Source organism: Polyangium sp. y55x31, from assembly GCF_029946505.1.
In the GTDB taxonomy this organism is placed as follows: domain Bacteria; phylum Myxococcota_A; class Polyangia; order Polyangiales; family Polyangiaceae; genus Polyangium.
The window spans coordinates 1-14,990 of record NZ_JARZHG010000009.1; the positions used below are offsets into that span (position 1 = coordinate 1).

At 67.6% G+C, this 14,990-nt stretch carries 9 protein-coding genes and 1 pseudogene; all 10 read right to left on the reverse strand.

The features are described from left to right. A pseudogene (locus QHF84_RS18000) lies at positions 1–2,790 on the reverse strand (hypothetical protein); the annotation flags it as partial. 158 nt (positions 2,791–2,948) lie between these two features. Continuing rightward, on the reverse strand, positions 2,949–3,998 hold the full coding sequence (tssG, locus tag QHF84_RS18005; RefSeq protein ID WP_281314552.1) for a type VI secretion system baseplate subunit TssG: 1,050 nt from the start codon (positions 3,996–3,998) through the stop codon (positions 2,949–2,951). Further along, positions 3,962–5,770: a type VI secretion system baseplate subunit TssF gene (gene tssF, locus QHF84_RS18010; protein WP_281314553.1), complete on the reverse strand. Its 1,809-nt coding sequence runs from the start codon at positions 5,768–5,770 to the stop codon at positions 3,962–3,964. Before tssF ends, tssG begins: the two co-directional genes overlap by 37 nt. Continuing rightward, entirely contained in the window at positions 5,767–6,243 is a 477-nt protein-coding gene (tssE, locus tag QHF84_RS18015) for a type VI secretion system baseplate subunit TssE (RefSeq protein ID WP_281314554.1), read from the reverse strand. Before tssE ends, tssF begins: the two co-directional genes overlap by 4 nt. Positions 6,244–6,291: 48 nt before the next feature. Continuing rightward, positions 6,292–6,783, reverse strand: a complete 492-nt coding sequence (locus QHF84_RS18020) for a type VI secretion system tube protein Hcp (protein ID WP_281314555.1) — start codon at positions 6,781–6,783, stop codon at positions 6,292–6,294. A 105-nt stretch (positions 6,784–6,888) separates the two neighbouring features. After that, a complete protein-coding gene (tssC, locus tag QHF84_RS18025; protein WP_281314556.1) occupies positions 6,889–8,391 on the reverse strand; it encodes a type VI secretion system contractile sheath large subunit in 1,503 nt (500 codons plus the stop codon). Between the two features lie 20 nt (positions 8,392–8,411). Further along, on the reverse strand, positions 8,412–8,915 hold the full coding sequence (gene tssB, locus QHF84_RS18030; protein WP_281314557.1) for a type VI secretion system contractile sheath small subunit: 504 nt from the start codon (positions 8,913–8,915) through the stop codon (positions 8,412–8,414). A 158-nt stretch (positions 8,916–9,073) separates the two neighbouring features. Then, the gene (gene tssA / locus QHF84_RS18035) at positions 9,074–10,156 is read right to left on the reverse strand and encodes a type VI secretion system protein TssA (protein ID WP_281314558.1); all 1,083 of its coding nucleotides are present in this window, start codon (positions 10,154–10,156) and stop codon (positions 9,074–9,076) included. Positions 10,157–10,170: 14 nt separating this feature from the next. Further along, the gene (locus tag QHF84_RS18040; RefSeq protein ID WP_281314559.1) at positions 10,171–14,232 is read right to left on the reverse strand and encodes a type VI secretion protein IcmF/TssM N-terminal domain-containing protein; all 4,062 of its coding nucleotides are present in this window, start codon (positions 14,230–14,232) and stop codon (positions 10,171–10,173) included. After that, positions 14,229–14,984 (reverse strand): DotU family type IV/VI secretion system protein, encoded by a 756-nt coding sequence (locus QHF84_RS18045; RefSeq protein ID WP_281314560.1) that lies wholly within the window; start codon positions 14,982–14,984, stop codon positions 14,229–14,231. The genes QHF84_RS18040 and QHF84_RS18045 overlap by 4 nt, the downstream gene beginning before the upstream one ends. Positions 14,985–14,990: the final 6 nt, after the last annotated feature.

The window sequence follows — 14,990 nt, forward strand, 5'->3', positions numbered from 1 at the left end:
CTCCGCGGCCGCATCCGCCGCCGGAGCCTCGGGCGCCGCTGCTCCCTCCGCGCCCGCCGCATCCGCGCCGCCCGCATCCGCGCCGCCCGCGTCCGCGCCTGCCGCCGCGCCGTCCGCCCCGCCGGCCTTGGCCTGTGCGCCTGCGCCGGCTTGCGCGCCGTCGCCGCCCTTGCGCACGTCCTGGGCCTCTTTCATCGATTGCATGGCGGTCTTGCCGGCGTCCTTGACGATGTCCTTCGCCTTTTCGAGGCCCTTCGTCAGGTTCTCGGCCGACGCCTTGATCGCTTCGCCCGTCGATTGCGCGGCCTCCACGACCTTCGCCGCCTCGGCCTGCGCCGCCGCCGCCGCCTGCGTGCAGGTGTCCGTCGCCTCCTTGGCGACCGCCGTCATCTTCTCCTTCGCCGCGGCAATGACGTTCTTGGCCTTCTCGCCCTCCGTCCGCACCTCGCCCATCTGCTGGTTGAGGACGTCCGTCAATGCCTTCGCCGCGCCGTCGAATCCGGCCGCGCTCATCGCGGCCGCCGCCTGCTCGGCCGCATTGTTCACGGCCTCGGCCGCATTCACGCCCGCCGTCACCGCGGCCTCGGCCGCATTCGCCGCCGACGCGATCATCCCTTCGAGACCACCCGACACCGCGAAATTGATCGCGCCCGCCGCGTCGAGCCCCGCGCCCGCCGGGACGATGAGCGCGAGCGAGCCCTGCACCGCCCCGAAATCGCCTCGTATGCCGCCGAGGACCCCGTAGGCCGCTTTTTTGATCTCCGACAGCGCCGTCCGCGCCTTCAGGAGGATGTCGTCCTTCGTCGCATTGGCGAGCCCCTGCGCGAGCGTGATTTCGCGCTGAACCGCGACCCGCGCGACCTCCTCCAGCTTGAGGAGCCGCGCCGGGATGTCGTTGACGAGCGCGTTCGTCTTCTCCTCGAACGCCGCGCCGAGATCCTTGAAGCGCTGGATCGAGGTCTCCACCGTCCTGCGAATGGAGGCCACGAGCTCGAGGACCTGCGTCTCGATGAGGTCCTTCATCTCCGACGCGAGCTGCTTGAACCGCGCCTCGGCCGCCTTGATCGCCCCCATGATGTCGGCGAGCGTCTTCTCGTAGAACGTCTTGCCGGCCTCGACGAGCGCGTCGGCCGCCGCCTTGATCTGCTTCTTGCAGTTCTCGAGGTAATCGGGGATCTTCTTCGTGATCGCGTCGACGAGCATCTTTTGGAGCTCTTCGAACGTCTTCTTGACCGCCTCGCCCTTGTCCTTGATGGACGCCGCGATGCTCGACGCGATCTGAACCGCCTGCATCGCGAGCTTCGGCCCGAGCGCGGCGATCTGCGCGACGACCTTGATGCCCTGCGCCTGGATCTTGGGCTTCAGCAGGGTCGCCTGCATCTCGAAGTCCTTGATCAGCTTCTCCCCTTGGGCCTTCGTCTTGGCCTCGATCTGCTTGATCGCAGCCTCGCCCTTGGCCCGGATCTTGGGGATGACCGAGGTGTCTTCGGAATACCCGGCGTTGATGAAGTCGGCGAGCGCGTCGTCGTGGCCCTTCGCGCCCTCGGCTACGAGATCCCGGACGATCTTGTCGGCTTCGAGGTTCAGGTCGGCCTGGAGCGCCTTGATCGAGGCGTTCATCTTGCCGCCGAGCTCCTCGACCGACGCGACGACGGAGTCCTCCATCGTCTTGAGGATCTTCTTGCATTCGGCCTCGAACGTGCCGAGCAGCTCGTTCGCCGCCTTGCGCACGTCCTCCAGCGTGCCGAGCGTCAGGTCGCGGATCTGCTCGAGCAGTTTGTCGAGGAGACGATCGAGATCCGCCTTGATCCCTCGCACGAGCGCGAAGCCGTCCGCGAGGAGTTTGTCCACCGTGCTCGTGATCGTGAGGAGCGCCTGGTTGAGCAGCTCCGCCGTGCGCGCAACGAGCCCGTGCGCGAGGTTCGAGATCTCGTCGATCGTCTTCTGGATCGCGTCATTGACCTTCGCGAGGATGTCCTGCGCGCACTGGTTGATGCGATCGGGGACCTCGCCGATCGTACGCCGCACGTCGCCGATCGTCTGCATGATCGTGTCGTCGGTCTGCTTGACCAGCGACTTCAACGTCTCGCGCGCCTGCTCGATCGAGTCCTTCGTGGCGCTGCGCAGCTCATCGACGACCGCGTCGATGTTCGCCGACATCTCGACCTTGGCGCCGTCGTGATCGGGCACCTTCGCGAGCGCCGCCTCGAACTTGCCGCGCACATCGTCGCCAATCGCCTGGATCTTGCCGTCGATCTGCCCTTCGAGATCACCGAGCTTCTGATCGACCGTGTCGGCCTGCGCCTTCACAGTGTCGAGGACCTTCTTCGCCTGATCCTCGCCGAGCTGTCCGATCTCGTCGATCTTGCCCTTCGCCGCGTTCGCCGCGTTTTGAATCTGATCCTGGGCTGTCTTGACGAGCGTGTCTTTTTGCGATTCGAGCTTGCCCTCGACCTCGTCGACGAGGCCGTCGAGCTTGCCCTTGGCCGTCTTGATCGCGTCCTCGCCCATCTTCTTGAGCTCGGGCGTGATCCCTTTGAGCTGGTCCTCGGTCTCCTTGATCGCCTTGTCGATCCCGGACGAGATGCCGTTCTTCGTCTCGTAGAGCGCCTTGTTGAGCTTGAGGATCTGCTCTTCGGCCTTGCTGATGATCTGGTTCGTCGAGTCCCGGACGGTGGAGACGCCCTTCGTGACCGTGACCTCGGCCTTGTCGATCTGCTCCGTGGCGAACTTCCCGAGCTTGCTCGGAATGCTCTCCGTGGCGCCTTGGCTCTGTTCTTCGGTCGTCATGTGGCTAGGCCCCGTCCTCTCCCAATGGCGCGGTCACGGCGAGCGATGCCCACGAATCGGGATGCCACGATACCGCGGCGCGCGCGCAGTTGACAAGCCTTCTCCCCCCTCTTCTCCCCTCTCCCGAGAGGGAGAGGGGTTGGGGGTGAGGGAGTCTTTCAACCGCCTAGCCCTTTCCGAATGGCCGCACGGGACAAACGCACCTCGCGGATCTTCCCGCCGTGCTTGTTCACGTTTCCAAGCCAGGCGATCTGGCCAAGAAGCGCGCGCGTCGCGCTGCCAAGCTCGACCCGCGGCGCCTCGCCCTCGGCGAGCACGAGGATGAGGCCGAAGTGGAATCGTGCGCCTGCATAAAAACGGACGAGGGAGCAGAGAGGCCGAAGCGCATCGCCGTCCGGAAGGAATCGCAGGAATTCATCGAGCTTCATGGGCCCGATGCGCAGGTCGAACGTGGACTCCTGATCCCAGAAACGCCCCCCGAGGCAAGCATCGCGGCCGAGCGCGCGGTTCTGTCCGGACCGGCCGATCGCCGTGCGATCCGTCGCCTCGATCGGATGAAAGGCGCCCGTGAGCGGGATGGGCTCGATGGGAACACCAAAATGCCGTCGGAGGATGGCGACCAGGCCTTCGAGCGAGCGCGACTCGCTGGAAAAGGTCGCCGCGTGTTCGAGGAGCGCGCGATCCTGGACCGCGAGGCGGCCTTCGAGCGCCTGAAAGCCGAGGCCGATGAACGCGAAGAGGTGCCGCGCCGCGCCGTCCTTCTCGGGCGAGGAGACGCCGAGGCCGACACGATGGCCCTTGCGGATGCGATAAGCGAACGAGACGAGGCGATGGTTGAAGATGTCGAGGAAATCACGCGCCGCGGTGTCGCCGCGGACGGCGCGCATGTAAATCGACTCGACGATGGGCGGCGGCAGCGGGCCGAGGGCGCCGCCGAGGCCGAGGAAGTTCACGAGCATCGGCGCGGGCTCGCCCTCGCGGTGCGGCGAGCGAATCCGCGCGACGTCGGTCTCGGGGAAGGCGAGCGCGACGCTGCCCGAAAAGCGCACGGCCTCGCGCGAGGGATCGGAGCCCTCGCCGACGGGGACCGCGTCGCCTTCGCGCCAGCGTTCGAGGAGGGCCACGGCCTGATAAAAATCGAAGGCGTGCCCCTCGTCGAAGAGCCAGGCCTCTACAGAAGGGCTCTTTCGCCAGCCGTGGGCGGCCATCGCTTCCAGACCTCCGCGCGCGAGGCGCGCTTGAGCACGAGCTCGGTGAACGCATTGATGTGCGCCTGCAAGGCGAAGAATCGGCTCAAGACCGAGGCGAGGAGGACCGGGCTCGATCCGGCGAACTGCTCGTCCGCGAGCGTGAGCGTGATCTCGAGGCCCCGGCAATACCCCCGCCACGCGTCGCTGCCGAGGCGGCGCGTGACGACGCGGCTCGAGATCTCGAGGAGCGCGTCGATCTGGCGCTCGGCGTCGGGCGAATCGCCGAAGACGTAGGCGCGCAGGATCTCGCGGAGCGCGGAGACGCCGGTCTTGCCGTCGGTGATCGAGAGGTGGTTCTGCGAGAGGTTCGAGACGAGCCGCCAGAGCGCGTCGCCGCCCATCGGCGCGGCGCGCTGGGGCGTCGGTTTCGTGAGACAAACGATTTTTTTCGCCGGGACGGGGCGCTCGGGCGAGAGCTGCGTGTCCTTGGCGATCTCGTTCGCGAGGTCGCGGTTCGTGCAGAGGACGCCGGCGTAGACGGTCTCCGACGGGGGACGCGAGAGCTTGAAGTCGGTGTCGACGAACGTGAGCCAGACGTCGGTGCCCGGCAGATCCTTGCGGCCCGTGGCGACGCGGCGCGCGTGCCAGAACGCGCGGGGTTTTTCGCCCGAGCGGTGGTGCACGAAGGAGAAAAACGGCGCGTAGTCGATCTGCTTGGGCTCGCCGGGCGCCGTCGCCGCGACGCGGGTGATCGAATGGACCTCGGTGGTCCGCTCGCGGCGCGCGTCCGCGACGAGGCGATATTCGGGCCGCGTGTGATCGACACGGATGGGCTCGGCGCTGCGCGGGAAGAGGTTGATGATCGGGGTGCAGCCGAGCTTCAGCGTGGTCGGGCGGACCGCGACGCCGGCCGGCGGCTTCTGATCGAAGAGGACCAGGATCTTCGCGTTCTTGCGCGGCGGCAGCTTCGGCAGCTCCAGGTCGAAGAAATGGAACTTCTCCGGGAACGCGAAATACTCCTGCACGAGCCGGTGGCCGCGGTGCGCGTGCGGCGGATACGGCAGCACGTCCTCGTTCGCCTCGAAGCCGATGGGGCGGATCTTGCCGTAGGCCCAGTCCTGCGAGGGTTTTTCCCCGACCACGAGGACCTGCACGGCGTGCGCCGCGAGCAGATCGTAGAGGCGCGCCGCGCCCATGCCGCCGCCCGTGATGTGGAAGCGGAGCGAGCGCATGCCGAGTTTGTCGAGCGGAACGCCACCCGTCGAGATCTCGATCTCGAGCGCCGCCGCGGCGTTCGTGAGCAGCCACGAGGGGAGGTCGAGGTTCTCGGGCGGGACCATGCCCGCATTGATGATGTCGATCGGCCAGAGCGTGACCGGATACGCGGTTCGGAAATGACAAACCGGCCCGGACTGCGAGGCCGCGAAGAGCGGCGTGTGCTTGTCGACCGTGTACCCGGAGCCGAGCTTGGCCTCCTTCGGGTCGATCTCGAAGCCGGCGATCGCCATCGCCGGCACGGGACACGCGAGCTGCGGATAAAGGACGCCGAGCAGCGACGTCGTGTAAATCGGTAGCTCCGCCTCGATGTCGCGCGTGAGGCGCGCCGAGAGGAACGCGAATGCCTCGACCAGGCGCTCGACGTGTGGATCGGACGAGGCCTGGTTCGAGGTGCCGAGGCGCGCCGCGATCTTCGGATAGTCCTTCGCGAACTCGGCGCCGCGCTCGCGCAGATACGCGAGCTCGCGCGCATACAGCTCGAGCATTTCGCGATCGGGATCTCCCTTGCTCATGCGGCCCCCGGCCCCGCGTCGAGCGGCGCCTCGAACGAGAGAGGTTCACGCACCTCCTCGGTGACGAGCGTCGCCGAGAGCGCGACCACGAGGCGCGCATGCGGCGCCGCGTCCTCGCGTCGCTTGATCTCCACGCGTACGTTCTGGAGCCTCGGCTCGTACGCCTCGATCGTCTTCTGCACGAGGCGAACGAGGCGGCGAAGCTCCTCCGGGACGAGCGCACGGCCGCCGAGCTCGAGGTCGGGCAAACCGTAATCGATGGTCGTGCGCTGCCGGGAGAGAGCCTCGTCGCCGGAGATGGGGCTGCGGGTGCTCAGAATTCGACCGAGCTCACGGGCCACCGAGGCGCGCAGCCCGTCTCGATCGAAGGTGCAATAAGGAACGGCCTCTTGCTTCTGGGCAGGGTTCTCGTCGATCAGGCGATCGAAGAGAGGTACCCTGCCGGCGCTCGTGGATCCCCAGGCTTTTGCCATTCAATGTTCCAAAGGACGAACGAGCGCCCCGAGGGCGCCGAGCTGGCTTTACTTCGTGTTGGCTTCGAGGTTCCAGGTGCCTTCGGCCGTACCCTTCTTGCCGGCCGGCGAAGGCTGGCCCTGCTGCGCGTACGACCACTTGATCTTGCGATAGTTGAACGTGACGGTCTCCACGGGGCGACCGCCGCTGCCGCCGCTCACCGAGACGTTCGTCAGGATCACGTCCTCGAACGTGATCTTGTAATAAAGGACCATGTCGCCGTCGGCCTTGTCGGCCTGGAAGACGGTGAGCTCAGCCGTCTTGATGTTGTCGCCGCCGCTGCACTTGAGGTTCAGCGTGGGCGAGGAGATGTCGAGATACTTGCTGAACGTGAAGTCCGAGTGGACCGTGCGGCCGTGCGCGCGCGCGTTCGCCGAGGCGCCGCTCGTCAACGGCATCGCCACGGCGTGGCTGAACGAGAGGATCTCGATCTTGTCCTTGCCCTGCGCCGCCGTGCTCTCGCCCTTGATACCTGCAATCTCCAAAAAACTCGTTTCCATCGTCCAATCCTCCGCGTCCCCGTCGACGGTTGCCGCCCGCGCGCTCGAGTCTTGAGCGCGGGACGGCAACTTCCTGATCTACCCTACACCGATTCGCCAGGCCCGTCACGCAGCCGGCGGCGGAAGATCCGCCACGAGGCGCATCGAGACCGTGAGCTCGTTGAGCTGGAAGTGCGGCTTCAAGAAAACGACGGCACGGTACGCGCCGGGCTTGCCGGGAACGTCCGTCACGTCGATCCGCGCCTCACGCAAAGGCAGCCGCGCCTTCGTCTCCTGCCCCGCGTCGTCGTTCAGGAGCACGTAATCCGCGATCCAGTTGTTGAGGTACGACGACACGTTGTCCTTCGTCATGAAGCTGCCGATCTTGTCGCGCATCATGACCTTGATGTAATGGGCGAAGCGGCTCGTCGCGAGGATGTACGGGAGCTGCGCCGACAGACGCGCGTTCGCCGTCGCCGAGGGCAGGTTGTACACCTTGGGCTTGTTCGCGGTCGAGCCGCCGAAGAACGCGGCCTGGCCGCTGTTCTTGCGATAGCAGAGCGAGATGAAGCCGAGCTCCGAAAGCTCGTTCTCGCGGCGATCGGTGATCGCCACCTCGGTCGGCGTCTTCACGGCGAGATCACCCTCGCTCGTCTTGAAGACGTGCACCGGGAGGTTCTCGACGAGGCCGCCGCCCTCGACGCCGCGGATCGCCGCGCACCAGCCATAATGCGCGAACGCGTTCGTGATGCGCTGGCCGAGCGCATACGCCGCGTTGCCCCAGAGGAAGTTCTTGTCCTCCGCGCCGACGTTCTCCTCGTAGACGAACCCGTCCACGGGGACGCCCTTCGGGCCATACGGCAGGCGCATGAGGACGTGCGGAAGGACGAGGCCGACGTAACGGCTGTCCTCGCTCTCGCGGAACTCCTTCCACTTGATGAGCTGCGTGCTCTCGAAGAGCTTCGCGAGATCGCCGGGCACGCCGATCTGGCCGAAGTTCTCCATGTCGAAGAGGAACGGGCTCGCCGCCGAGATGAACGGCGCGTGCGCCGCCGCCGCGACCTTCGAAAGCTCGGTCAAAAGGCCGACGTCCGGGCTCGATCCGTCGAACTCGTAGTCGCCGAGGAGCAGGCCGTAGGGCGCGCCGCCGAACGTGCCGTACTCCTCCTCGTAAACCTTCTTGAAGAGCGAGCTGCGATCGAAGTCGGGCGAGGCCTCGAAATCCTTGCGGAGCTCGTCCTTGCGGACGTTCATCACGCGAATCTTGAGGCGCGTGCTCGTCTCCGAGTTCATGACGAGGTAGTGCAGCCCCCGCCACCGCGCCTCGAGATACTGGAACTCGGGCGCGTGCAGGATCGCGTCGAGCTGCTTGCCGATGATCTCGTCGATCTCGTTGATGCGATCCTGAATGGCCGCGACCGCGCCGAGATCGAGGGCGCGCTGCTTGTCGTTCGGGTCGCGCTCGTCGAGGATCTGCTGGCAGAACTCGCCCACGATGTCGCGGGCGTGTTTCTTCTGGACGGGGTTGTCCCCGCGAACCATCGCGCCCTCGGCGAGGATCTGATCGATGATCGCCGCGCCGTCCGCGCTCGTGTCGATGTGTTGTTTCGCGCTGCTCGTTACCGGCATGTTCGTATCCTCCGCGCGGCCTAGCTCTGTTCGTCCTTCGAAACTTCCGCCTTGATCTTTTCGAGAGCCTCGGTGCTCTCCATGACCTCACGCAGCGCCGCCGAGAGCTCGTCGTTGCCCTCGAGCTTGGCGAGGAGGTCGTTCAGGCGCTCGCGCGCGCGGAGCAGCTTGCGGAGCTCCGGGATGCGCTCGACGAGGCGCTCGGGCCGGAAATCGTCGAGGTGCGTGAACGTCAGAGGGATCGCGATCTTCCCCGTGCCCTTGAGGACGTCGTCGACCTTCACCGTGATCTCCGGCTTCGTCGAGGCGAGGACGTCGTTGAAATTGTCGCGGTCGATCTCGACGAACTTGCGATCCTTCAGCTTGGGCAGCGGATTCGCGGGGTTCTGCCCCAGGTCGCTGAGCACGCCGACCACGAACGGGATCTCTTTCTTCTCGATTGCGTTGCCCGTCTCGACGTCATACGTGATCTGCACGCGCGGCGGACGGTTCCGGTCCAGCCAGTGCTGCTTGCTCTCTGCCATCGATGGCTCCCTTCCTCGGCTCTCGCGGCGGCGCCGCGGCTTTGCGAACTCTCCGAAAACCGGCCCGCGCTCGGCGTGTAAGGCTGGCGCATTACCCTTTTACCGTGCCCAGGCTCGTCAACACAACACCCTCGTAGGGGCGCGCGCCTGTCCCCCGTTTACTCCTCCCTCCCGCGCATCCCGAGCAAGCGCTGTATCGCCACGAGATCATCAGGGTTTCCCACGAACTCGTAGAGGAGCTGGGCAAGCGACATGTTGCCCCACTGCACCGCACGTTTGACCAGGTACGGCACAGGGCTGTGCGGCTCGGTCCGCATGAGGTACTCGGCCGCCTCGGCCAGCCGATAATAAGCGTCGGCGCGGCTCGAGATCGCAAACGAGCCGCCCCCTCCTCCCCCGGAGGGCGCCGTGAACGCCGCCGCAGCCGCAGCCGCCGCGGCCGATCCGAGCGGCGGCGGGTTTGCCGCGGACAGAGCGGGCTCCGGCGCGCTCTCGCCGTTGATGCGCGCCGCATCCCGCGCGAGGAGCTCGATCTGCGTGAGGACCTCCCGCACGCGGCGGAGCGTGGGCGGGCGCGGGATCTGCGCGCCGATCGCCGCCTCGGCCGCCTCGGCCGCCATGACGGCCGTGCCCGCGTCGAGCGCGATGTCGGTCCAGCGCGTGCCCGCGCCGCCGAGCGAGATCTTGGCGAGCATCGATTCTCGCGTGGGCCGCCCGCCCTCCCCTTCCCCATCGGAAGAGGCCTGTCCGCCGAGCTCCCAATCGAGCAGCGAAAACGAGGCGTCGCCGTCCGTGAAGGGCGTGCGGCGCAGGCGATCGGAGAGGATGTCGTCCATCCACTCGTAAAGCGCGACGCGCGCGGACGCGTCCGGATCGTCGCCCACCTCGGGGAAGAGGCCGTCCCAGAACCGCTCGCAGAGCCCTGCGACGAGGGACAAACCATGGCCGAGGCCCTTCACGCGGTAGCGCCGGAGCCAGGCCTCCACGAGCCAGGCCGCGATCTGGAGGTCCTTCGATTTCTTGCGCAGCGCTTCCTGGCAAAGTTTGTCCACGAGCGCGAAGTCGGCGACCTTGAGCTTGGTCTCCCATTCGCCCATCGGCAGCGAGGGATCGTCCTCGCGGCGCGCCTCGCGGACCCGATCGTAGGTGCCTTCGTACCGGAGAGACGAGCCACTCGGCGCCTCCTCGGAGATGGGCTGGAGCAGCGTCTCCAGATCGATGAGCGGGGCCTTCGTCGACATCGAGGCTCTGTCTCCTAAAGGTTCGGGGCGGACGCCGGAAACTCGGGGTATCTGAGGAGCCGGTCCTTCTCGACGCCGGTGATCGCGACGCGGATGAAGACACGGACGGTGTTGGCGTCGGTGCCGACGCGCTCGATGAAGCCCCCCGTGGGATCGGGCGACGATTGCACGACGAAGCCGAGCACGTGGGATCCGCCCTCGGTCTTCTGCGAGCCGTCACGCGCCGAGGTCTGGTGGAACGCGATCATGCGCAAAAGCGCCCAGGGGCCGCGCTCCTCGAACGTGACGGTCCGATCTTCCACGAAGACATTGGGGCCCTGCGTCGGCAGCGGGACGTCGAGGCTGCTCTTCGCCCAGCGCAGATCGAGGCGGACCGGATCGTTCACGCGCCAGCTCGCCTCGGCCTTGGGGCCGTCGCGATAGAGGCGTTCGTCCGCGAGCCGCATGGCCCACTCGGCGATGCGGTTGCCGCCGACCTCGAGGCCGGGATTGACGCGGAACTCGACCTTGACGTCGTAGATGCCGTCCTCGGCCGACTCGACCTGCGCCCACATGGGCATCATGAAGGCGCGGACGGCCTCGATCTTTTCGAGGAATCGCCCGACCTCGCCGGCCGAGGCCTTCGTGTCCTTGCCGAGGACGTACCCAAAATCGGAGCGGAAATCGGCCGCGTCCTGGAGGAAACGACGCACGGTCTCGGGCCGCGCGTCCTCGACGCGGATGCCCGGCTCGATCTTGACGAAGGGGAACTTGCCCGAGAGCTCGCGGTTGAAGGTGCGGCGGAGCGCGGCATAACGATCACGCATCTCCTCGCCGGCGAGGACGCGGCAACGCTCGCGCAGCTCCTCGACCATGTATTTCTGTTTGCCCGCGAAGAAGCCGCCCGAGCCGTCGACCCCGGCGCGTTTGTCGAGCTCGGCGATGCAGTTCTTCGCCGTGATGAGCGGCAGATCGCTGAGCATGAAGGTCTCGAGGTTCGAGACCCCGTTGCCCGCCTTCTTGTTCTCGTAATCCTTGAGCGGCCAGGCGACGTTCTGCCAGAGCGTGACGTTGGGATCACCGCCCGCGTCGCCCGCGACCTCGGGGCTCTCCATGGCCGCGAGGAGAGGCTCGGCGAGCTCCTTGTGCAGCGTGGCCGCGCGGGTGCGCTGGGCCGCGGCATACTCGGACAAACGCCCGGCGTCGGGGACGCTGAAGGCCTCGAACGCCGGCGTGGATTTGCCGTCCCACCAGGTGAAGCCGCCCTTCTTGAGGCCGTAGAGGTTCTCGGCGCGGAGCACCTCGGCGGCGCGGCCGAGGACCTCGGAGCCCTGGCCACGCATGAGCTCGCGGAGGCGATCACGCGCGTCGTCCATGCGCAGGCGCACGAACGCGCCGATCATCTCGCGGACGGGCGCCATCGCCTGGCCGAGGTTCGCGGCGTCGGCACGGACGGTCTCGAACTGGCGATTGTTGTTACCAGGGAGCGGCGTCGCGGGACGCGCGGCGCGGGCGACGGCGCCGAGGGTGCTCGCCTTGATCTGGCGGACCGTGAGGTCGGAGATGGTGTTGCGGACGCGGGCATCGACCGTCTTCAAGACGCCGCCCTGGAGGAAGGCCTCGTAGTCCTTGGGCAGGCGCGCGGCCTCCTTGAGGACCTCGGCGTCCCAGTCGACACGCGAGCGATCGAGATCGGGCGTGAGGGTCTTCTCCTCCTCGGCCGTCATGAACGTCTGCTGGCGGAGCGCGTCGATGGGCGGCTTGAGCCCGAGGATGAAGGGCGAGAGTCGCATGAGCAGCACGCCGCCCTTGCGCTCCAGGATGGGCCCGGAGAGGGGCGAGCCCGCGCTCGCGACGTAGTTCTTGAGGTCGAGCAGGCGCGCGTCGACGCCGCCGCGCAAGGACGCCTCGACGTCGGGGCCGAGGAGGCGCGAGTTCTTGACGGTCTTCAGGAGGCCCGCGATGCCCTCGTTCGGCGGGAGCGACTCGCTCGAGACCCACGCGAGCGTGGGCGCGCCGAGGTGCGCTTCGACCCGGGCGATCGCGTCGCGCAAGGTCCAGAGATCCTGCGCGGTGTACTCGGTGCCTTTCGTCTCCAGGTCCTTGAGGCTCTGCACGAGCTGCTCGACGTCGGCGCGGACGACGGCGTCGCTGTAGGCTTCGAGGACACGATCCTGCAGGCCCTTGAACAGGTTCGTCGCTTTTTCGCGGGCCGGATCGCGGCGCGGGGCGAGGTCGATGGGCTGGCGGCGCGCGCCGCGCGCGAGGGCGTTGCGGTAATACTCGACCGCGATCGTCGGCGAGGTCTTGTAGCCGAGGAGGTAATCCGAGAGGTCGGCGACGCTCTGCATGCGGGCGTCGGGCGTCGCGTCCTTGGGCAGCTCGCCGAGCAGGCTGTCGTGGCGCGCGACGTGGGCCTCGAACGCGGTGAGCTCGCGCAGCCACGTCTCGAGGTTGATGTACTCCTGGCTCTTCTCGACGCTGAGCGGGAAAAACGTGTCGGGCGGAGGCTGCGGCGGCAGCGGGCGGAGCAGGTGCGTGGCCTCCTCGTTGAGGCCGGCGCGGAAGGTGTCGACGAGGACACTCTCGAGCGCGACGACGAACGCCGTGTCGACGCGGCGGTCGAGGCGACCCCACCAGGACGCGGGGTTCAGCGGCGAGCGGAGGCGGCCCGACTCCTCGATCGTCTCGAGTTTTTCGATGAGGGCCTTCGCGCGGAGCTTTTTCGTGTCGAAGCTCGCCTCGGTGCCCGGGGCCTCGCTCTTCGCCTGGAGCACGCTGCTCTGGACGTCGCGCAAAAAGGGCATGACCGCTGTGGTGCGTCGTTCGAGGCGCGAGGCGTCGATCCAGAGCGCGGCGAGGAAGGCGCCGCCGAGGCAACACGCCACGATCTGGAGCGCGAGGTTGATGCGCTGGCGACGGCGGAGCGCGGCGGCCGCGGGCTTGCCGAGGTTCCGCTCGGCGAACACTTTGTGCTCGAAGAGATCCTTCGCGAAGAGGACCTTGCCCGGCGCGGCGGCAGCCGCAGGCAAGGGCTTTTGCGGGGGCGCGAGCGCGGCGGGGGTGGCGCCGGGGGCCGTGAGCTGCGGAGGGCCGGCGGGCGGATCGGCGAGGCCCGTGAAGTAGATGCCGCGGAGGGTGAGCGTCTCCTGGCCGGCGCCTTCGAGGAAGACGGGATCGACGTACGTGCGCAGGCCGTCGCCGAGCGACTCGATCTCGCTCGGGAAGAGGAAGAAGTCGTCGGGCGAACGAACGACGGGGGCGCCGGCGAAGCGCCGCGCCTGGTAACGGAGGAGTGCATCCCGCACGGTGCCGAGCGCCTCGGAGGCCCAGTCCTCCGCGCCGTCGGTGAAGGGCGGATGCGGGCTCGACCAGCCGAGGATGTCGTCGCGTCCGGTCTGCGTGACCTCGACGCCGAGGCTGCGGAAGCCGGCGAGGCGATCGGTCTGCGTGACGATCACGTAGACCGGGACGTTCATGCCGAGGGTCTGCTGCGCGAGGGAGATCGCGGCGCGCAGGACCGTCGCCTTGCGCTTGCGCTCGGCGGGCGTGGAGCGCGCCGTCTGCATGACCTCGGCGCAAGGGACCGTGAGCAGGATGCCGTCGACGGGGCGATCGGGATAGAGGCGCTTGAGCTCGTGGAGGAGCGCGCGATACGGCGGATCGGGCGCGGCCGTGCCGCCCTCGCCGAAGAGGAGGCGGCCGGCGACGTCGACGATGAGCGCCTTGCCGAGCATCCAGAGGTTGACGGCCGCGGTGTCGCCGGGCGCGGGATCGCCGCCCTCGATGAGCTGGACGCTGAGGCCGGAGCCGCCGAGGAGGGTGGTTTTTCCGGACGAGGGTTCGCCGAGGACGAGGTAACGCGGCATCTCCTCGCGCGCGGTCTTGTCCTGGACCTTCTTGACGAGCGCGGCTTTCGCTTTGTCGAAAGAGGCGCGGATCTCGGCGATGGGATCGGGCGTGCCGTCGCGCTTGGCGGCCTCCAGGGCCTTCTGCGCTTTTTTCTTTTGCGCGAGGTAAAACGCGTAGATCCCCACGCCGATCACTGCGAGCGCGATCAGGCCGCCGACGATCTTGAGGAGGGTGCCGACGGTCACGTGGCGTCCTCGATGCGGTCGAGCACGTCGTCGAGCTCGGCCGTGCGATAGAGCCAGAGGATCTCACCGATGACGATCCAGCCGAGGATGACGACGAGGAACGGCAGGATGCCTCGGGAGAGGGAGGGCAAACGCTTCTGGGGGGCGCCTTCCGCGGTGTGCTCGTGCGCCTGGGGGCAAAGGTCTTCGCCGCGGACGATCTCGGGATCGGTGCGGGCGAGGAAGTCGACGATCCGCGCGCGGTAGGTCTCGGGCTCGCCGGTGCCGAGGGGCGCATACCTCCCGCGGAAGCCGAGGGCGAGGGCCGTGAGATAAACCGTGAGGAGCTGCGACGACGCGGGCGTGCGGCCGTTGAGGGCGTCGTCGATGCGGTTGAAGAAACGGTCTCCGGAGTCGCGCGTCTGAAAGACGATCGATTCGAGCGGTTTGTCGGCCCAGAACTCCTTGCCGGACCAGTCGAGGTGGAGGAAGACCTCGTCGGCCATGGCGATCATGACGTAGCGGGTCTCCTCGAAGAGGCGGCGCTCGTGCTCGGGGAGCGAGCCCTGGATGTTGTTCGCTTGTTGCTCGAAGGCGTCGAGGAGGCGCTGCTGGACGGCGTCGTACGGGAGGGCGCCGCCCGAGGCGACGACGAGGCGCTTCTGCGTGACGACGTCCGCGTGGAAGTTGCAAAACGCGTCGACGAGGACGCGCTGGTCCCGCAGGGCGGCCTGCTTGGGGCCGAGGGCGGATCGTCCCGGAGAAGCAGCCATCGCGCC

Excerpts from the sequence above, each read along its gene's own strand:
- tssG (WP_281314552.1), bottom strand. The coding sequence starts at position 3,998 with ATGGCCGCCCACGGCTGGCGAAAGAGCCCTTCTGTAGAGGCCTGGCTC.
- tssF (WP_281314553.1), bottom strand. The coding sequence starts at position 5,770 with ATGAGCAAGGGAGATCCCGATCGCGAAATGCTCGAGCTGTATGCGCGC.
- tssE (WP_281314554.1), bottom strand. The coding sequence starts at position 6,243 with ATGGCAAAAGCCTGGGGATCCACGAGCGCCGGCAGGGTACCTCTCTTC.
- QHF84_RS18020 (WP_281314555.1), bottom strand. The coding sequence starts at position 6,783 with ATGGAAACGAGTTTTTTGGAGATTGCAGGTATCAAGGGCGAGAGCACG.
- tssC (WP_281314556.1), bottom strand. The coding sequence starts at position 8,391 with ATGCCGGTAACGAGCAGCGCGAAACAACACATCGACACGAGCGCGGAC.
- tssB (WP_281314557.1), bottom strand. The coding sequence starts at position 8,915 with ATGGCAGAGAGCAAGCAGCACTGGCTGGACCGGAACCGTCCGCCGCGC.
- tssA (WP_281314558.1), bottom strand. The coding sequence starts at position 10,156 with ATGTCGACGAAGGCCCCGCTCATCGATCTGGAGACGCTGCTCCAGCCC.
- QHF84_RS18045 (WP_281314560.1), bottom strand. The coding sequence starts at position 14,984 with ATGGCTGCTTCTCCGGGACGATCCGCCCTCGGCCCCAAGCAGGCCGCC.